This window comes from Ruegeria lacuscaerulensis (genome assembly GCF_013034685.1).
Lineage (GTDB): Bacteria > Pseudomonadota > Alphaproteobacteria > Rhodobacterales > Rhodobacteraceae > Ruegeria > Ruegeria lacuscaerulensis_B.
The window spans coordinates 28,638-46,649 of record NZ_WQGO01000007.1 but is presented as its reverse complement, the minus strand read 5'-3'; the positions used below and the strand labels follow the sequence as shown (position 1 = coordinate 46,649).

The 18,012-nt window shown below is 57.3% G+C and carries 15 protein-coding genes and 3 tRNA genes; 10 read left to right on the top strand and 8 right to left on the bottom strand.

Annotated features, from left to right (window positions below):
- Positions 1–50 precede the first annotated feature (50 nt).
- Together GOV80_RS17375 and GOV80_RS17370 are read right to left on the bottom strand one after the other, a co-directional pair.
- Positions 51–488, bottom strand: a complete 438-nt coding sequence (locus GOV80_RS17375; protein WP_170786633.1) for a CBS domain-containing protein — start codon at positions 486–488, stop codon at positions 51–53.
- Between the two features lie 60 nt (positions 489–548).
- The gene (locus GOV80_RS17370; RefSeq protein WP_170786631.1) at positions 549–1,451 is read right to left on the bottom strand and encodes a LysR substrate-binding domain-containing protein; all 903 of its coding nucleotides are present in this window, start codon (positions 1,449–1,451) and stop codon (positions 549–551) included.
- A 103-nt stretch (positions 1,452–1,554) separates the two neighbouring features.
- Between GOV80_RS17370 and GOV80_RS17365 the strand changes: the two genes are divergently transcribed.
- Both GOV80_RS17365 and GOV80_RS17360 read left to right on the top strand, forming a co-directional pair.
- Positions 1,555–3,054 carry a CoA-acylating methylmalonate-semialdehyde dehydrogenase gene (locus GOV80_RS17365; RefSeq protein WP_170786629.1) on the top strand — a complete coding sequence of 500 codons (1,500 nt, stop codon included), beginning with the start codon at positions 1,555–1,557 and terminating at the stop codon, positions 3,052–3,054.
- Between the two features lie 183 nt (positions 3,055–3,237).
- On the top strand, positions 3,238–3,837 hold the full coding sequence (locus tag GOV80_RS17360) for a L,D-transpeptidase (RefSeq protein WP_170769642.1): 600 nt from the start codon (positions 3,238–3,240) through the stop codon (positions 3,835–3,837).
- Positions 3,838–3,891: 54 nt separating this feature from the next.
- Here the strand turns inward: GOV80_RS17360 and GOV80_RS17355 are convergent, their stop codons facing one another.
- Both GOV80_RS17355 and GOV80_RS17350 read right to left on the bottom strand, forming a co-directional pair.
- Positions 3,892–4,368, bottom strand: coding sequence for a fasciclin domain-containing protein (locus GOV80_RS17355; protein WP_170786627.1), 477 nt, complete (start codon positions 4,366–4,368; stop codon positions 3,892–3,894).
- 70 nt (positions 4,369–4,438) lie between these two features.
- Positions 4,439–5,290 carry a class I SAM-dependent methyltransferase gene (locus GOV80_RS17350; RefSeq protein WP_170786625.1) on the bottom strand — a complete coding sequence of 284 codons (852 nt, stop codon included), beginning with the start codon at positions 5,288–5,290 and terminating at the stop codon, positions 4,439–4,441.
- 129 nt (positions 5,291–5,419) lie between these two features.
- On the opposite strand from GOV80_RS17350, the gene GOV80_RS17345 reads away from it, so the two are divergent.
- The 6 genes from GOV80_RS17345 to GOV80_RS17320 all read left to right on the top strand — a co-directional run bounded on the left by GOV80_RS17345 (position 5,420) and on the right by GOV80_RS17320 (position 10,932).
- Positions 5,420–6,535: a carboxylate-amine ligase gene (locus GOV80_RS17345; RefSeq protein WP_170786623.1), complete on the top strand. Its 1,116-nt coding sequence runs from the start codon at positions 5,420–5,422 to the stop codon at positions 6,533–6,535.
- A 105-nt stretch (positions 6,536–6,640) separates the two neighbouring features.
- Positions 6,641–7,783 carry an acyl-CoA dehydrogenase family protein gene (locus tag GOV80_RS17340; protein ID WP_170786620.1) on the top strand — a complete coding sequence of 381 codons (1,143 nt, stop codon included), beginning with the start codon at positions 6,641–6,643 and terminating at the stop codon, positions 7,781–7,783.
- A 7-nt stretch (positions 7,784–7,790) separates the two neighbouring features.
- The gene (locus tag GOV80_RS17335; protein WP_170786618.1) at positions 7,791–8,831 is read left to right on the top strand and encodes an enoyl-CoA hydratase/isomerase family protein; all 1,041 of its coding nucleotides are present in this window, start codon (positions 7,791–7,793) and stop codon (positions 8,829–8,831) included.
- Between the two features lie 3 nt (positions 8,832–8,834).
- Positions 8,835–9,707, top strand: a complete 873-nt coding sequence (mmsB, locus tag GOV80_RS17330; RefSeq protein ID WP_170786616.1) for a 3-hydroxyisobutyrate dehydrogenase — start codon at positions 8,835–8,837, stop codon at positions 9,705–9,707.
- 95 nt (positions 9,708–9,802) lie between these two features.
- Positions 9,803–10,195: a hypothetical protein gene (locus tag GOV80_RS17325; protein WP_170786614.1), complete on the top strand. Its 393-nt coding sequence runs from the start codon at positions 9,803–9,805 to the stop codon at positions 10,193–10,195.
- An 80-nt stretch (positions 10,196–10,275) separates the two neighbouring features.
- Positions 10,276–10,932, top strand: a complete 657-nt coding sequence (locus GOV80_RS17320) for a site-2 protease family protein (RefSeq protein ID WP_170786612.1) — start codon at positions 10,276–10,278, stop codon at positions 10,930–10,932.
- 2 nt (positions 10,933–10,934) lie between these two features.
- On the opposite strand, the gene uvrA is transcribed toward GOV80_RS17320, so the two are convergent.
- The 3 genes from uvrA to GOV80_RS17305 all read right to left on the bottom strand — a co-directional run bounded on the left by uvrA (position 10,935) and on the right by GOV80_RS17305 (position 14,169).
- Positions 10,935–13,793 (bottom strand): excinuclease ABC subunit UvrA, encoded by a 2,859-nt coding sequence (uvrA, locus tag GOV80_RS17315; RefSeq protein WP_170786610.1) that lies wholly within the window; start codon positions 13,791–13,793, stop codon positions 10,935–10,937.
- A gap of 177 nt (positions 13,794–13,970) precedes the next feature.
- Positions 13,971–14,047: transfer RNA gene (locus GOV80_RS17310), tRNA-Asp, on the bottom strand.
- A 45-nt stretch (positions 14,048–14,092) separates the two neighbouring features.
- Positions 14,093–14,169 (bottom strand) — tRNA-Asp (locus GOV80_RS17305).
- A gap of 340 nt (positions 14,170–14,509) precedes the next feature.
- Between GOV80_RS17305 and GOV80_RS17300 the strand changes: the two genes are divergently transcribed.
- On the top strand, positions 14,510–15,247 hold the full coding sequence (locus GOV80_RS17300) for a porin (protein ID WP_170786608.1): 738 nt from the start codon (positions 14,510–14,512) through the stop codon (positions 15,245–15,247).
- A 110-nt stretch (positions 15,248–15,357) separates the two neighbouring features.
- Positions 15,358–15,432 (top strand) — tRNA-Val (locus GOV80_RS17295).
- Positions 15,433–15,536: 104 nt separating this feature from the next.
- Here the strand turns inward: GOV80_RS17295 and lon are convergent.
- Entirely contained in the window at positions 15,537–17,945 is a 2,409-nt protein-coding gene (lon, locus tag GOV80_RS17290; RefSeq protein WP_170786606.1) for an endopeptidase La, read from the bottom strand.
- Between the last annotated feature and the right edge of the window lie 67 nt (positions 17,946–18,012).

Below are 18,012 nucleotides of genomic sequence, written 5' to 3'. Positions count from 1 at the left end.
AAACACAACTCTGCCGCAGGTGCAATAGGTTGGCGTGGATATCGGGGCGATTAGTGCCCCATTATCATGGTTTCCAGCGCCTCTTTCTCCATTGCCAGTTCGGACAATTGCGCTTTGACCACATCCCCAAGTGTAACGATGCCGATCAATTTGCCATCTTCGACAATAGGCATGTGACGGAACCGTCCTTCGGTCATGCGGCTCAGGACGTCTTGGACCGAATCCTGACGCGTCGCCGTTACCAGATCGCTGGTCATGTAGGCGCTGACCGGTTTGCTGAGGCATCCGCTGCCGCTGGCCGCAAGTTCACGGACGATATCGCGTTCCGACAGAATGCCTGCTGCGGATTTCCCGCCATCCTCGGACACCACAACCGTACCGATCCGCTTTTCTGCCAGAATTTTCGACGCATCGGACACGGTCACGTCCGGGGCAACCGTCATGACCCCTTCGGTGGCCTTGGATTTCAGAATGGCCTGAACAAGCATAGGCGAAACCTCCGAAATAACTTGCTGTTTTCCAAAGCGTTGCCGGAATGTTTGAATGTGTCAAGATGAAGCTGCCGCTTCCAGCCGCGCCACTTCGTCACGAATTCCAGCGGTCAGCGCAGTTGCAAACCGGTTCAGGCGCTCGTTTCGCTGATCCCCTTGATGTCGGACCAGATGAAAACTCCGGGTCAGACTGACATGATCCGTCAGGATTTTCCGCAGATTTGGATGGAATGGCAGCGTGAAATCGTGGGCCACACAAACCCCAGAGCCCAAGGCAACCTGGCGCAACTGGACCGATACGGAATTCGATGCAAGTGCGACACGGTCAACCCCAAGATCGACCAGGTAATCGAGTTCGCGGTCGAAGATCATGTCCGGGATATAACCGATCATTCGATGCCCTTTCAGTGCTTCGGGCGTAGGGATCGCGGGCCGCGCGGAAAGGTATTTGTCACTGGCTACCAGATGCAATCGGTAGTCGGTGATCTTCTGAACCAGCACCCGGCCTGCCGTCGGCGCGCTGACGGTTACAGCCATATCCGCCTCGCGTCGGGACAGGTTGATGACGCGGGGCAAGGCGAGGATCTGGATATCCAGATCGGGATTGGCATCGCAGATTTGCGCGCAAACCTGTGGCAACAGGTAGTTTGCGCAACCATCCGGGGCCCCGATCCTGATCTGACCACTTAGCGTTTTGGACGAACCGGCCATGGCCCCGGCAGCAGCGCGCATCGCCTCTTCCGCTTTCAGCCCGTGATCCAGCAGGCGTTCTCCGGCTGAAGTCAGAACATAGCCCTGCTGGGATTTGGTGAACAAAGGCGCGTTCAGCGAAGCCTCGAGCCGAGCAATCCGTCTGCCCACTGTCGCTGGATCGATCTTAAGTTGCCGACCTGCGGCAGACAGGCTTTCTTCGCGCGCAACCGCCAGAAACACCCGCATATCATCCCAATTCGGTGTCACCGCAAACTCTTTGCATTTTTGCAAAACATATTTGAGACATTGCCTCTGTTCACGCGATTTTTGCAAGCCTATTGTGCGCGCAAAGATAACGGAGGAATTCGCAATGTCCGAACTGTCCCATTTCATCAACGGCGAGAACGTGCCCGGCACGTCTGGTCGCTTTGACGACGTCTTCAACCCGGCTACGGGTGAAGTTCAGTACAAATGCCCGATGGCCAGCGCGGCCGAGACCACGGCTGCCATAGAAAGCGCCGCCGCTGCGCAACCCGCGTGGGGAGCCACTAACCCGCAGAAACGCGCGCGGGTGATGATGGCCATGGTTGGCCTGATGAACCGCGATATGGACAAGCTGGCCGAGGCGCTCAGCCGCGAGCACGGTAAGACCATCCCTGACGCCAAAGGCGACCTTCAGCGTGGTTTGGAAGTGATCGAATATTGCATCGGCGCACCACAGATGCTGAAGGGCGAATACACCGACAGCGCAGGCCCCGGCATCGACATGTATTCCATGCGCCAACCGCTGGGCGTTGTGGCCTCGATCATGCCGTTCAATTTCCCCGCCATGATGCCGCTGTGGCACGTGGGCCCGGCGCTGGCCTGCGGCAATGCCGTGGTTCTGAAACCGTCCGAACGTGACCCCTCGGTCCCGCTAATGCTGGCGGAACTGTTTGTCGAGGCTGGTCTGCCCAAGGGCGTGTTCCAAGTAGTCAATGGCGATAAAGAGGCCGTGGATACCCTGCTGGACAGCGAGATCATTCAGGGCGTCTCTTTCGTGGGTTCGACCCCGATTGCGCAGTACATCTATTCCCGCGCCACGGCGAATGGCAAACGTGCACAGTGCTTTGGCGGCGCCAAGAACCACATGATCGTCATGCCCGACGCGGATTTGGATCAGGCCGCCGACGCACTGGTCGGTGCCGGGTTTGGCGCGGCTGGCGAACGCTGCATGGCAGTTTCGGTCGCCGTTCCTGTGGGTGAGGAAACCGCCGATGCGCTGATCGAAAAGCTGGTGCCGCGCATCGAAAAGCTGAAGGTCGGCCCCTATACAGCAGGCGATGACGTGGACATGGGCCCCGTCGTCACCGGAGCCGCGAAAGAGCGTATCCTTGGCCTGATCAACTCGGGCATCGAACAAGGCGCAGAACTGGTCGTCGACAACCGCGACTTCAGCCTACAGGGCTATGAGGACGGCTTCTTTGTCGGCCCACACCTGTTCGACCGCGTGACCCCGGATATGGACATCTACAAGCAAGAGATCTTTGGTCCGGTCCTGTCGACTGTCCGCGCGGGATCTTATGAAGAAGCGCTGAAACTGGCGATGGACCATGAATATGGCAACGGCACCGCGATCTTCACCCGTGACGGCGACACCGCGCGTGACTTTGCCAGCCGTGTGAACATCGGTATGGTGGGCGTTAACGTTCCGATCCCGGTTCCGCTGGCCTATCACACCTTTGGCGGTTGGAAGAAATCCATGTTTGGCGATCTGAACCAGCACGGCCCGGACAGTTTCAAATTCTACACCCGGACAAAAACGGTCACGGCGCGCTGGCCATCGGGCATCAAAGAAGGCGGCGAATTTAACTTCAAAGCCATGGACTAAATGCCACGTAGTTTTTGAATCGGCCCCTTCGGGGGCCGGTTTTTTTCGGCAACGGTCTGCCGAATTCAGGCCGAAGCGCCGATTTCACGATAAATTCAGGCCAAGATGTCTGGAAATGTGCATCGATCGCCAATATTTTATCGACAAAATACAGACCGAGCAGTTCCTGAACCGGAGGCCAAATTGTCCAATTCCCGCTTGACCCGTCGCTCTGCCTTGTTGGGGGCAGCGTCCCTGTTGGCCACCCCTGCCCTTGTGCGCGCCCAAAGCTCTGACGCATTCCCGCAGAACGAAGACGCGATCAGCACGCAGCTTCCGGTGCGCCGTAACGTTTCGTCCTTCTCGCAGCAGAACTGGCAGGACCATTTTGATGAGCTGGGTGTTGGTGCTCTGTTGGCCGACATCACCAGCCGCGCGGTGCATTATTGGGGCCCGGACGGGACCTACAAACTGTATCCCAGCTCAGTCCCCATGAGTGAAGAGCTGACAAAGCGCGGCTATACCGAGGTTGTACGCAAACGCGAAAACCCAAGCTGGACACCGACCGCGTCGATGCGCGAGCGTGATCCTGATCTGCCGATCCGCATGGAAGGCGGTGAACCGGGCAATCCGCTGGGCACGCGGGCTATGTATCTTGGCTGGCCTGCCTATCTGGTGCATGGCACCCATGATACCCGCAAGATTGGACGTCAAAGTTCGTCCGGCTGTATCGGGCTCTACAATCAGCATGTCGAGGAGCTCTATCCCCTCGTCCAGGTTGGAACCCAAGTTCGACTGGTTTAAAACACAAAACCCCGGCCGCAAGGACCGGGGTTTTTTTCATGACTTTGAAGAGCGTTATTCCGGCAGAATGACTGCGTCGACAACGTGGATCACACCGTTGCTGGTTTCAATGTCCGCCTGAATGACTTCGGCGTCGTTGACTTTAACCCCGCGCTTGGCGTTGACGCTCAATCGATCACCTTGGACCGTCAGAACCTTTGCACGCTTACCAGCAATGTCACCGGACATAACCTTGGCTGGGACCACGTGATAGGTCAGAATTTCGACCAGTTGATCCTTATTCTCGGGCAGCAGAAGCGTTTCTACTGTGCCTTCGGGCAAGGCGGCAAATGCCTCATCTGTGGGGGCGAATACAGTGAACGGGCCGTCACCTTTCAACGTGTCGACCAGACCGGCAGCCTGAACAGCGGCAACAAGCGTTTCGAACGACCCGGCCGAAACGGCGGTGTCCACGATGTCGGCGGCTTGCGCCTTGACCGGCAGTGTCAGGGCAAGTGCGGCTGCGGCACCCATCAGTGTTTGGCGGAACATGGCTGTATCTCCTCTCCAGCGTGTTATGGAAAGGGGTACGGGGCCTCAGCCGCAGCGGATCACTTTGAGTTCAATTTTCTTTGATCTGCACCCAGATACTTTGCGCACGACCATCGCCCAGGAACGGCAAAGCCTCGACCGCATCAGGACGATCCTGTTGCAGGTAATACCCCGGCCAAAGCATTGAAAACGCGCCAGATTGCAGCAAAGCGTGCAGCATGTACTGCTCGCCCCAACCGGGGCAGTCATAGAAGAATCGCTTGGGATACTCGTAGGGCAAAAAAACATCGTGCACATGGATCACGACACCGGGTTTCAGTGCAGGAATGATGCGACAGAACAGGTGTGCGACGTCATTGCTTATGCGTACGACGTGGCTGGAATCGATGAACAGGATGTCGCCCGCCTCTAACTGATCGAACAGCGCGGGGTCGACCTCTTCCAGCCGTTTCTGTTCGAAATGATCCACCACATGGGCGATGTCTGCACGCGGGTAGGGGTCAATCGCGGTGATCTGCGTCTTGAGCCCGCCGTCGATGAGCGCTTGCCGGGTCACGCGCGTTGAGTTGCCGCAGCCGACCTCAATCACCCTTCGAGGTTTGAACCGACGGATCATCAGGTACAAGGCATCGGCATCGGGGCTATCATAATAGCCATTGCCAATCCGATAGCCGGTTTGACTGCGCGCCGGGTCCTTCAACGCGGCCAGCGCATCAGCATGTTCGGCATATTCGGCCGCCAGCGGCGCGATATCGAACTCCTCCATCCCCGGCGACAAGGCATAGGCGGGTCGAGTCAAGCCTCCTGCCCTCTCAAACGCTTCAAGGCGAGCGCGTTCGTCATTTTCGGGGGCTTTGTCGATCAGTTTAACCCCAAGTTCCTCAAGGGCGTCGTTGATTTTTCGGAATTTCCTGGGTTTCACGCGAACGCTCCGGGTTTGGACTGTTGACTGAAGGGTTCTTATCGCCGGCGCCGGGGGCTTCGCAAGCCAAACACTTGGCAAGACGATCATTTCCGTATTCACTGTTTGGAATAACCGACGAGGGCGACCATGCAGCAAGAATACACGCTGGGTATCGAGGAAGAGTATCTTCTGGTCAACCGCGACACATGCGAACTTGCCGAAGCGCCCGAGGCGTTGATGGAGGCTTGCCAGACCGACTTCCAAGGCCAGGTCAGCCCCGAATTCCTGCAATGTCAGATCGAAGTCGGCACCCGCCCCCATGCCACTATCGCCGCCGCACGAGAGGACCTGAAACGCCTACGGTCCTGCGTGGCCAAACGCGCGGCAGACTACAACCTCGCACCAATTGCGGTGTCGTGCCATCCGTTTGCCGACTGGAAGAAGCAGCACCACACGCGCAAAGAACGCTATGACGCGCTGCAACATGCCTTGGGCGGCGTGGCGCGGCGAATGCTGATCTGTGGGATGCATGTCCATATCGGGGTTCAAGACCCTGCCCTGCGTGCTGATCTGATGCCGCAACTGGCCTATTTCCTACCTCATCTGCTGGCCTTGTCCACCTCATCCCCCTATTGGAACGGCGAGGATACGGGGCTGTCCTCGTACCGTTTGACAGTCTTTGACAACCTGCCCCGCACCGGGTTGCCCCCAGCCTTGGCCAGTTGGGACGAATATGAGCGCACAACGGGTATTCTGGTTGAACTGGGCGTGATCGAGGACACGTCAAAAATCTGGTGGGACCTGCGACCGTCGCACCGCTTCCCTACGCTTGAGACGCGGATCATGGACGTGCAGCCGCGGCTGGAACATGCGCTGTCCCTGGCGGCGATGGTACAGTCCCTGACCCGAATGCTGTGCCGCCTGAAAGCCCGAAACCTGCGCTGGCGGAACTATGACCAATTCCTGATCGGCGAAAACCGCTGGCGCGCGCAGCGCTATGGAGTTGGTGAGGGCATGATCGACTTTGGCGACCGATCCATCAAACCTATGCCCGAATTGATGGGTGAACTGATGGGCATGCTGGCCGAAGATACCGAAGCGCTGGGCACCATGACCGAACTGGCGCGCCTGCAACAAATCGCGCAGAACGGAACCTCGGCCACGCGGCAGCGACGCGTGTATGCCGAGGCCGCAGCCCGTGGCGAGGACCCCGGAAAAGCGGTCGTCAAACACCTGATCGAGGAATTTCACCACGACCTTTGACCCCTGCACCGGATAAAGACTGGGAATTGCTGGCCGTGAAAAATTTCTGTAAGGATTAAGAAATAAACACTCGTTCAATTCATCCGTCGGCGTGGGAGGGAAGCCATGGATTTCGCTTTGACCGAAGAGCAGACTGCGATCTTCGACATGGCCTATGAGTTCGGGCAGGAGAACATAGCCCCCTATGCTCGACAGTGGGAGGCTGAAGGGACCATCCCCAAAGACCTGTGGCCACGTGTCGGAGAGCTTGGATTCGGCGGCCTCTACGTCTCTGAAGACAGTGGAGGTGCGGGCCTGTCGCGTCTGGATGCCACAATGGTGTTCGAGGCGTTGTCGATGGCCTGCCCGTCCGTCGCGGCGTTTCTTTCGATTCACAACATGTGCGCGAAGATGTTGGACAGTTTCGCCGGGGATGCGCTTAAAGCACGTATCATGCCCGATGTTCTCAGCCTGAATACCGTTCTCAGCTATTGCCTGACCGAACCGGGCTCGGGCTCGGATGCTGCTGCGCTGAAAACCCGCGCGGACCGCAGCAATGAAGGATACCTGCTGAACGGGACCAAGGCGTTCATCTCAGGAGGTGGTTATTCCGACGCCTATGTATGCATGGTGCGCACGGGACAGGACGGTCCCAAGGGGATTTCAACGGTCTATGTCGAGGACGGCGCCCCCGGCCTGTCCTTCGGCGCTTTGGAGCAGAAAATGGGATGGAAAAGCCAACCCACGGCGCAGGTGCAGTTCGATGATTGCAAAATCCCGGCCGAAAACCTTGTTGGTGTCGAAGGCGACGGGTTCAAATACGCGATGAAGGGCCTAGATGGCGGACGGCTTAACATCGCCTCATGCTCGTTAGGGGCCGCGCAAGCGGGGCTGAATATGACGTTGCAATATATGTCCGAACGGCAGGCGTTCGGTCAGTCCATCGACCAGTTTCAGGCGCTGCAATTCCGTCTGGCCGATATGGAGATCGATTTGCAGGCCGCGCGCACATTCCTGCGCCAAGCCGCGTGGAAATTGGATCAGGGCGCGCCCGATGCGACCAAGTTCTGCGCCATGGCCAAGAAATTCGTGACCGAGACCGGATCGAAAGTGGTGGATCAGTGCCTGCAACTGCATGGCGGATATGGCTACCTTGCAGACTACGGGATCGAGAAGCTGGTCCGCGACCTGCGCGTGCATCAGATCCTTGAAGGCACGAATGAAATCATGCGCGTGATCGTGTCGCGCCAGATGCTGGCCAATCGTTGAGGGCGCCATGGCTGATATCGACATTCGAACAGCGGGCCGCGCCGGACGGATCACTCTGACCAGGCCCAAGGCCCTGAACGCGCTCAGCTATGACATGTGCATGGCCATCGACGCGGCGCTCCGCATCTGGCGCGAGGATGATGCGGTGGATCTGATCATCTTTGACGCCGAGGGCGACAAAGCCTTTTGCGCCGGGGGCGACATTGCCGAGCTTTACGAGACCGGCACCAAGGGCGATTTCGCATATGGTCAGACGTTCTGGCGGGATGAATACCGCCTGAATGCGCTGATCTTCGAATACCCCAAACCGGTCGTCAGTTTCCTGCAAGGATTTACCATGGGCGGCGGCGTTGGGATCGGATGTCACGGCAGTCATCGCGTCGTGGGCGAAAGCAGCCAGATCGCCCTGCCCGAATGCGGCATCGGTCTGGTGCCGGATGTGGGCAGTTCGCTGATGCTTGCGCTGGCCCCCGGTCGGGTGGGCGAATATCTGGGCATAACCGGCCACCGTATGGGCCCCGCCGACGCGATTTTCTCCGGATTCGCCGATCACTACATCCCGACAGCGCAATGGGCTGACCTGATCGACATGCTCGAAGCCTCTGGCGACGCAAGCCTGCTGGCCGCCCATGCCCAAGACGCCCCTGACGGCAAACTCGCCGCACAACAGGACCAGATCAACATGCTTTTTGATGGTGAAGGGTTGCAGGACATCCTCAACACCCTGACCGCGTCAGACACGGATTTTGCGGCGAGCGCATTGAAAATGGTGAACCGAGGTTCGCCCCTTTCCATGGCCTGCTGTATCGAAATGCTGCACCGGCTGCGCGGGCCTAACCTGACCATTCGGAAAGCGCTGGAACATGAATTCCGCTTTACCTACCGCGCAAGCGAGCACGGAGATTTTCTGGAAGGTATCCGTGCACAGATTATCGACAAGGACCGCACACCCCGCTGGAAGCACCAAGACCGGACTGTACCCATTGTCGAAGTGTCGCGGATGCTACAACCGCTGGGCAACAATACGCTGACATTCGAGGAGGATTGAGGAATGAAGATCGGGTTTATCGGCCTTGGGAATATGGGCAATCCGATGGCTGCCAATTTGTCCAAGGCCGGGCACGAGGTTGCAGGCTTTGACATGGTAGACGTAGACGTTCCAGGCGTAGTTATGGCCGCTTCGGGGGCTGAAGCCGCCGTCGGTGCCGAGATCGTCATCACCATGCTGCCCAACGGCCAGATACTGCGTGCTGTCGCTGACCAGATCTTGCCCGCAATGGATTCGGGCGCGGTCTGGGTGGATTGCTCGACCGTAGATGTGGACAGTGCCCGCGCAGTCGCAGACCAAGCCGCTCAAGTTGGCGTCTTGGCCGTGGATGCACCCGTGTCCGGAGGGATTGGCGGTGCCGCCGCCGGAACCCTGACTTTTATGGCAGGTGGCATTGAGGAGGCCTTCGCCAAGGCCGCCCCACTGTTCGACATCATGGGGCAAAAGGCCGTGCATTGCGGTGGCTCTGGTGCCGGTCAGGCCGCCAAGATCTGCAACAACATGATCCTCGGCGTCACTATGATCGCCACCTGCGAGGCGTTTGCGCTGGCTGACAAGCTGGGTCTGGACCGGCAAAAGATGTTCGACGTGGTCAGCACGTCCTCGGGCTATAGCTGGACGATGAACGCTTATTGCCCCGCGCCCGGTGTAGGACCTGCCAGCCCGGCGGACAACGATTACCAACCGGGCTTTGCGGCGGAACTGATGCTCAAGGACCTGCGTCTCAGCCAGCAAGCGGCCGAAAGCTCGGATGCCGATACTCCAATGGGACAGGCGGCCACTGCGCTTTATGAGCAGTTTGTCGAGGCCGAGAACGGGCTGGGCAAGGACTTTTCTGCCATGCTGCCCCGGTTCGAAAAACGCGGACGCGGATGATATTATCCCGTGGGCGGGTATCTGCCCGCGGGGTTGACCGCCGACCTTCGGACCGCCATCTATCGAGTCAGAGCAGTTTTGTGTCGGAGATCACGATGTCACGCGTTTTGGCAGTTTTGTTAACAGTTTCCACTCTGGTGGCCGCTCCTGCGGCGGTGATGGCTGGCAATGGTAAAGGCAACCGCAAGACTACGGACAACGTTTTTCGCATCCCTTCGCAACCTGTGATTCAGGTCAAGAACAAGGGTGGCCATTGCCCACCGGGTCTGGCCAAGAAAAACGTACCTTGCGTTCCGCCTGGCCAGGCCAAAAAACTGTATCGCAACGGCGAGTTCATCAATAGCGACTACCGCTGGATCAATGACCCTTACCGTTATGGTCTAGATCGCGGTTCGTATATCCGAGCTGGCGATTACGTTTACCGGGTCGACCCCGAAACGCGCAAAGTGCTGAACTTGATCGGCGCGGTCGTCGACATTTTGAACTAGGTCACACAACCTCAACGATAGCACCCAATTTTTGACGCAATTCTGCGTCATCACGATTCTCGTTATTGCGAGGATTGAATATGTATAGTGACGGTGCGATTTTTGAGTTCCGCGGCCCGTGGAACGTACCCATTCAATTGAACCAGAGCCTGATTTTACTGGTTCTGATCATCGTCGGATTCAGCTTCGACCCCGGGACCCTGCCCTATGCGCTTGGATTCGTAAGTATTTTGCTGGGCTCGATCCTGCTGCACGAACTCGGGCACGCTTGGGGTTGTTTGATCCAGGGCGTCCCCGTCAACCGCGTCGTCCTTTATTGCGGTGGCGGATTTTGCGAACATCGCCGCTCGACCTCGTCATACGAGGATGAGTTGATCGTGGCTATGGGGCCAATAGTGAACCTGACCCTTTGGGCGGTGTGTTCACTGGTCGAGCCCTTCGTTTCCTCTCCCGCGCTGGGGTGGGTTTTGGTCGTGACCGCACAATTGAACCTGTGGCTGGCGATTTTCAACATGCTGCCATTGATGCCGCTGGATGGTGGACGGCTGTTCCACGCAATGCTGAACCGCATGGTGAAACCCGTAACAGCGACCCGCATTGCCGGATTTGTCGGACTGATTGGCGTCGCCATGTGGCTGCCGATGATGGTGTTTGCCTATGTGAATTTCGGCTTTATGTTTCTTTTCTTCCCACCATTACTGCGCCACTGGCATATGCTGCGATACGCGCAGTATTGACGCTATTCCGCCGCGACCTGTTCAGAGTTCAGCATCTGATTCAGGTATCGCCCAGTATGGCTGCGCTCGACGGCGGCCACATCTTCAGGCGTGCCGGTGGCGACGATCTCACCACCGCCATCGCCACCTTCGGGGCCGATGTCGATGATATGGTCAGCGGTTTTTACCACATCCAGATTGTGCTCGATCACAACGACCGTATTGCCCTGATCGACCAATTCATGGAGCACTTCCAACAACTTGCGCACGTCTTCGAAATGCAGACCCGTCGTTGGTTCATCCAGAATATACAGCGTCCGCCCAGTCGAGCGTTTGGACAATTCCTTAGACAATTTCACCCGCTGCGCCTCGCCCCCGGACAAGGTCGTGGCCTGCTGCCCAACCTTGATATAGCCCAGCCCAACACGCGCCAGCGCATCCATCTTATCGCGGATTGAAGGCACGGCCTTAAAGAACTCCTGCGCGTCTTCTACAGTCATATCAAGGACATCGGCGATGGACTTGCCCTTGAATTTGATCTCCAATGTTTCGCGATTGTAGCGCGCACCCTTGCAGGTTTCGCAGGTGACATAGACGTCAGGCAGAAAGTGCATCTCGATCTTGATGACGCCGTCACCCTGACACGCCTCGCACCGGCCGCCCTTGACATTAAAGCTAAACCGCCCCGGCTTGTACCCTCGCGCCTTGGCTTCCGGCAGACCGGCAAACCAGTCGCGGATCGGAGTGAAAGCTCCGGTGTAAGTTGCTGGATTCGAACGCGGAGTCCTCCCAATTGGGCGTTGGTCAATGTCGATCACCTTGTCCAGATGCTCCAGACCCTTGATCGTCTCACAGGGCGCAGGCGTCTGCCGCGCGCCGTTCAATCGCATCGAGGCGGTTTTGAACAGTGTCTCAATCGTCAAAGTCGACTTGCCGCCACCCGATACACCGGTCACACAAACGAACTTACCCAGCGGAAATTCTGCCGTGACGTTTTTCAGGTTATTCCCGGTGGCTTTGACGACCTTCAGCTTTTTCTTGTTCCCTTTGCGCCGGTCAGTCGGCACAGCAATCTCGCGCGTGCCCGACAGGTATTGCCCGGTCATCGAGGCCGCATCCGCCGCGATATGCTCTGGCGTTCCATGGCTGACCACCTGCCCGCCATGCACACCGGCACCGGGGCCAATATCGAACACGTAATCAGCCTCGCGGATCGCTTCTTCGTCATGTTCGACCACGATCACCGTATTGCCCTGATCGCGCAGATTCTTGAGCGTCCCCAGCAGCCGGTCATTATCCCGCTGATGCAACCCGATCGAAGGCTCGTCCAACACATATAACACGCCCGTCAGGCCCGACCCAATCTGGCTGGCCAACCGGATACGCTGGCTTTCGCCACCGGACAACGTGCCACTAGAACGAGACAGCGTAAGATATTCCAAACCCACATTATTCAGGAATCCGAGGCGCTCGCGAATCTCTTTCAGAATCGCCCGAGCAATCTCATTCTTCTGTACGCTCAGATGGTTCGGGGCGTCCTCAACCCAGGCCAAGGCCTCACGGATCGACATCTGAACCACCTGCCCCACATGCAAACCCGCGATCTTGACGGCCAAAGCTTCGGGTCGCAGACGGTAGCCTTCGCAGGCCCCGCAAGGACGGTTGTTCTGATAACGCTCGAATTCTTCCCGAATCCAGGCACTGTCAGTTTCGCGATAGCGGCGTTCCATATTCGGAATAACGCCCTCAAAGCTGCGTGTCACCTGATAGACTCGCCCGCCCTCATCATAGCGGAACTGGATTTCCTCATCACCAGAGCCGCGCAGGAATACCTGTTGCACCTTGGCGGGAAGGTCTTTCCACGGGGTGTTCTTGTCGAACTCAAAATGCCGCGCAATGGCTTCGATGGTTTGCAAAAAATATGGCGACTTACCCTTGCGCCACGGGGCCAAGGCACCGTCATACAGCTTGAGCGTCTGGTCCGGCACCACGAGGCGTTCGTCAAAGAACAGCTCGACCCCTAACCCGTCGCAATCCGGGCACGCCCCAAATGGCGCGTTGAAAGAAAACAGGCGCGGTTCGATCTCGGGGATGGTGAAGCCGCTGACTGGGCAGGCAAAATTCTCGCTGAAGGTGATACGTTCCGGGTCGCCCTCCTTCGGGGCGGTTTCCAGAATCGCAATGCCATCCGCCAGATCCAAAGCGGTGCGCAGGCTGTCGGCCAGCCGAGTCTCCATCCCTTCACGCACAACAAGGCGGTCTACGACCACGTCGATGTCATGGCGGAATTTCTTGTCCAAAGTGGGCGGGGTATCGAGCTCATAGAACTCGCCATCCACTTTGACACGCTGAAAACCTTGTTTGCGCAGTTCAAGGAACTCTTTCTTATATTCCCCCTTCCGGTCGCGCACGATGGGGGCCAGCAAGTAGCCGCGCGTGCCCTCCTCCATCGTCATGATCCGGTCGACCATGTCCTGCACCTGTTGCGCCTCAATCGGCTGGCCGGTGGCGGGGCTAAAGGGCGTACCTGCGCGGGCAAACAAAAGGCGTAGATAGTCGTAGATCTCGGTCACGGTCCCCACGGTCGAGCGCGGGTTTTTCGACGTCGTCTTCTGTTCAATCGAGATTGCCGGGGAAAGCCCGCTGATGTGATCCACATCGGGCTTTTCCATCATGTCCAGAAATTGCCGCGCATAGGCCGACAGGCTTTCGACATAGCGGCGCTGCCCCTCGGCATAGATCGTATCGAAAGCCAGCGAAGACTTGCCCGAACCCGACAATCCGGTGATCACCACCAGCTGATCGCGCGGAATATCCACGTCGATGCTTTTGAGGTTATGTTCGCGCGCGCCGCGCACCTCGATATTCTTCAGCTCAGCCATTCTTGGCCCCCTACACGCAAGTGACCTAGAAATAGGCGAGCAGCACTGAGTCTCCAACAGAAAAATTAGAACAAAGTGTGAACTTACAGATTATTGCCGATCACTCCTGACAAAACATGTGCGTCGGCGCGCAATGTGCTGAATGTTCAAAGTTCTGACTGAGATTTGAGAAATAAATGGCGCGGTTGACGGGGCTCGAACCCGCGACCCCCGGCGTGACAGGCCGGTACTCTAACCAACTGAGCTACAACCGCGCATCTATTTTCACGGCCTTTAACCTGGACCAAGGAGTGCAGCGATGGCGCGGTTGACGGGGCTCGAACCCGCGACCCCCGGCGTGACAGGCCGGTACTCTAACCAACTGAGCTACAACCGCCCGCTGCACGTTCGTTGCTGAACGTTGGGGTGTATTATGGCTCCGCTCGGGCAGCGTCAAGCGGCGTTTTGAAGTTTTTTCCGAATTCGGAAATTTTACCTTCGCCGAAGATCTCGGATCAACGTCTCATCACCGGTCTTGACAGTAGATCAGCCAACAACGCGAGTGGATCAAGCAGCAGGTGTTTTCGCCACAACCAAAAACTGTGTCAGCTTCGCCACATCGCACCTAATTCAACTGTGCCAGATACACTTTCCACTCTAGCCCGATTAAGTCCGCAATTGCTCAGAGGGTCTCAAGAAGACCCTATTGCACAACGAAAAGAAAACGGAGCATAAACGTGAAAAAATTTTTTATTAGCAGTGCTTTGTCAGCAGCAACCCTGACTGGTGCAGCACAAGCTGTCGAATTTTCCGGCGGATATTTGAATCTGGATTATTCTACGTTCACAGACACCGACTTCGGTGACGCCTACAACCTGAACGGTTCTGGAGAATTGGCATTTAACCGCGCATTCAGCACACAGCTAGATCTTGGCGTCCAGCGATTTCAGGACCTAAGCGAGACCGCAACGAACTGGACCTTGCACGGCAACTGGCACACCGCCAACAACGCGTCTTTCGGCCTGTTTTACGGCCAGGAAGACCTGGACGATGCCGATTTCGAATTCTACGGTCTGGAAGCCGGATTTGATGCCGGACCCGCAGAGATCGAAGGTTATCTTGGGCGGCAAGATCTGACAAATGCCTCGGATCTGGATGGCACGCTATTTGGTATTTCGGCAAAAACCGAATTGGCTGATGCATGGGAACTGAACGCGAGCTTTGAAATCGTTGACAACTTTGCAGGTGCACTGGACTACAACCTGTTTGCCATTGGCGCCTCTTATGCGGCTGCGGACAATGCCGAAGTCTACGGCAATGTCGGTGTTGCCCATATTTCGTCCCCATTGGTGTCCGGTAGCGAAAACGAAGCATATGTCAGCTTCGGCGTCCGTGTGAACTTTGGCAACGAGCGCGGCACCACCTTCGGTCTGCGCGGCGTTCTGTCCAGACTGCCAGGTTTGCCGGGTCTATGAGGACATTTTCCCCTCGGGGGGCGCCTCCGGGGGGACTTTAGTGCCGGGGTTAGAAAAACGAATCCCGGCTCTTGCGGCGGGCCAAGACTCACTGTAAGACGCCGCCTTACGGGTGATTAGCTCAGTGGTAGAGCGCTTCGTTCACATCGAAGATGTCAGGAGTTCAAATCTCTTATCACCCACCATTTTCCCCTAAAACTTGGTGGTTCCTTGCGTCCCAATTCTTTGGGTAGTCACATGAAAAAGGGCGAGGTTGAAACCCCGCCCATTTTGATCATTCAAGCCGAACTCAGTGCGTTCTGGCAGACGCTGCCGAACTTTCCGCGGCTTTCGCAGCCGCTGCTGCGGCCTCCTCGGCTGCTTCGTCCCATTCGATGGGTTCAGGCTCGCTAATCAGCGCCTGCTTCAGAACCTCGGACACATGCGTGACCGGGATGATCTCCAGCCCTTCCTTCACGTTATCCGGGATGTCGGCCAGATCCTTTTCATTTTCCTCGGGGATCAGGACAGTCTTGATGCCACCACGCAGGGCCGCCAGCAGTTTTTCCTTGAGCCCACCGATCGGCATCGCGTTGCCGCGCAGCGAAACCTCGCCCGTCATGGCGATATCCTTGCGAACCGGAATACCGGTCAGCACCGACACGATCGATGTCACCATCGCCAGACCGGCCGAAGGGCCATCCTTTGGCGTTGCGCCATCCGGAACGTGGACGTGAATGTCCAGCGTGTCGAATTTCGTCGGCTTCACCCCGATCTGAGGCGAGATTGACCGCACATAGGACGATGCCGCGTCGATGGATTCCTTCATCACATCGCCCAGCTTACCGGTGGTCTTCATCCGCCCCTTGCCGGGCAGTTTCAGCGCTTCGATATGCAGCAGATCGCCCCCGACCGAGGTATAAGCCAGACCAGTCACAACACCGACCTGATCGTCCTGTTCGGCCAGACCATAGCGGTATTTGGGCACGCCCAGGAAATCATCCAGATTGTCAGGCGTCACCGTGACCGACTCGGCCTCTTTCTTGATGATCTTGGTCAGCGATTTCCGGGCAACCTTGGCGATCTCACGTTCCAGATTTCGCACGCCCGCTTCCCGGGTATAGGTGCGGATGATGGATTGCAGCGCATCATCGGTCAGCTCAAATTCCTTGGCCTTGAGGCCATGGTTTTTAACCTGCTTGCCGATCAGGTGCTGCTTGGCGATCTCGGATTTCTCTTCCTCGGTATAGCCAGCCAGCGGGATGATCTCCATCCGGTCCAGCAAAGGCCCGGGCATATTATAGCTGTTCGACGTGGTCAGGAACATCACGTTGGACAGGTCATATTCGACCTCCAAGTAGTGGTCCATGAACGTACTGTTCTGTTCAGGGTCCAGCACTTCAAGCATGGCCGAAGCCGGGTCGCCACGGAAATCCTGCCCCATCTTGTCGATCTCATCGAGCAAAATCAGCGGGTTCGTGGTTTTTGCCTTTTTCAGCGACTGGATGATCTTGCCGGGCATCGAACCGATATAGGTCCGACGGTGGCCGCGGATCTCGGATTCATCACGCACACCGCCCAGCGAGATGCGAATGAACTCGCGCCCCGTGGCTTTGGCAACCGACTTACCCAGCGAGGTTTTACCCACACCCGGAGGGCCGACAAGGCACAGGATCGGGCCTTTCAGCTTTTTCGAGCGCTGTTGAACCGCCAGATACTCGACGATCCGTTCCTTGACCTTCTCAAGCCCATAGTGATCGGCATCCAAAATGTCCTGGGCACGGCCCAGATCCTTTTTGACGCGGGATTTGGTGCCCCACGGCAGCGACAGAATCCAGTCCAGATAGTTGCGCACAACGGTGGCCTCGGCCGACATGGGTGACATATTCTTGAGCTTCTTCAGCTCACCCTCGGCCTTTTCGCGCGCTTCTTTCGACAGCTTGGTCTCGGCGATTTTCTCTTCCAGTTCAGCAACTTCGTTGCCGCCGTCCTCGCCATCGCCAAGTTCCTTCTGAATGGCCTTCATTTGCTCATTCAGGTAGTACTCGCGCTGCGTCTTCTCCATCTGGGATTTGACGCGGGTCTTGATCTTTTTCTCGACCTGCAGAACCGACATCTCGCCCTGCATGAGGCCATAGACCTTTTCCAGCCGCTCACTAACCGAGAGCGTCTCAAGCAGTTCCTGCTTTTGCTCAACCTCGATGCCAAGATGGCCCGAAACCAGGTCGGCCAGCTTGGCAGGTTCGGTGGTTTCACCAACGGCGGTCAGCGCTTCTTCGGGGATGTTCTTGCGGACTTTGGCGTAACGCTCGAACTCATCTGCGACGGTGCGCAGCAGCGCCTCGGTCGTCGTCACGTCGCCCGGAATTTCGGTCAGATATTCAGCGCGGGCCTCGAAAAAATCGTCATTTTCCAGAAAATCGGTGATCTGCACGCGCGCCTGCCCTTCGACCAGCACTTTGACAGTGCCATCGGGCAGTTTCAGCAGTTGCAGCACATTTGCCAGTACGCCCGACCGGTAAATCCCGTCGATGGCGGGATCGTCCTCACCCGGATCAATCTGGCTGGACAGCAGAATCTGCTTGTCGTCCTGCATCACTTCTTCCAGCGCGCGGACGGATTTTTCCCGTCCCACGAACAGCGGCACGATCATATGTGGAAACACCACGATGTCGCGCAACGGCAGTACTGGGTACGAGGAATTCAGAGGCTCTTGCATGCTCTATCCTTATCATTGGCAAGACGGCTCCGGTCCCTATCAAGGCAACGCTCGGCCATCTCCTGTT

What these genes read in the sequence shown, in the direction of transcription:
- mmsB (WP_170786616.1), top strand. Translation starts at nt 8,835, where the DNA reads ATGAAGATCGGGTTTATCGGCCTTGGGAATATGGGCAATCCGATGGCT.
- lon (WP_170786606.1), bottom strand. Translation starts at nt 17,945, where the DNA reads ATGCAAGAGCCTCTGAATTCCTCGTACCCAGTACTGCCGTTGCGCGAC.
- uvrA (WP_170786610.1), bottom strand. Translation starts at nt 13,793, where the DNA reads ATGGCTGAGCTGAAGAATATCGAGGTGCGCGGCGCGCGCGAACATAAC.
- GOV80_RS17345 (WP_170786623.1), top strand. Translation starts at nt 5,420, where the DNA reads ATGCAGCAAGAATACACGCTGGGTATCGAGGAAGAGTATCTTCTGGTC.
- GOV80_RS17355 (WP_170786627.1), bottom strand. Translation starts at nt 4,368, where the DNA reads ATGTTCCGCCAAACACTGATGGGTGCCGCAGCCGCACTTGCCCTGACA.
- GOV80_RS17335 (WP_170786618.1), top strand. Translation starts at nt 7,791, where the DNA reads ATGGCTGATATCGACATTCGAACAGCGGGCCGCGCCGGACGGATCACT.
- GOV80_RS17320 (WP_170786612.1), top strand. Translation starts at nt 10,276, where the DNA reads ATGTATAGTGACGGTGCGATTTTTGAGTTCCGCGGCCCGTGGAACGTA.
- GOV80_RS17375 (WP_170786633.1), bottom strand. Translation starts at nt 488, where the DNA reads ATGCTTGTTCAGGCCATTCTGAAATCCAAGGCCACCGAAGGGGTCATG.
- GOV80_RS17365 (WP_170786629.1), top strand. Translation starts at nt 1,555, where the DNA reads ATGTCCGAACTGTCCCATTTCATCAACGGCGAGAACGTGCCCGGCACG.
- GOV80_RS17325 (WP_170786614.1), top strand. Translation starts at nt 9,803, where the DNA reads ATGTCACGCGTTTTGGCAGTTTTGTTAACAGTTTCCACTCTGGTGGCC.
- GOV80_RS17340 (WP_170786620.1), top strand. Translation starts at nt 6,641, where the DNA reads ATGGATTTCGCTTTGACCGAAGAGCAGACTGCGATCTTCGACATGGCC.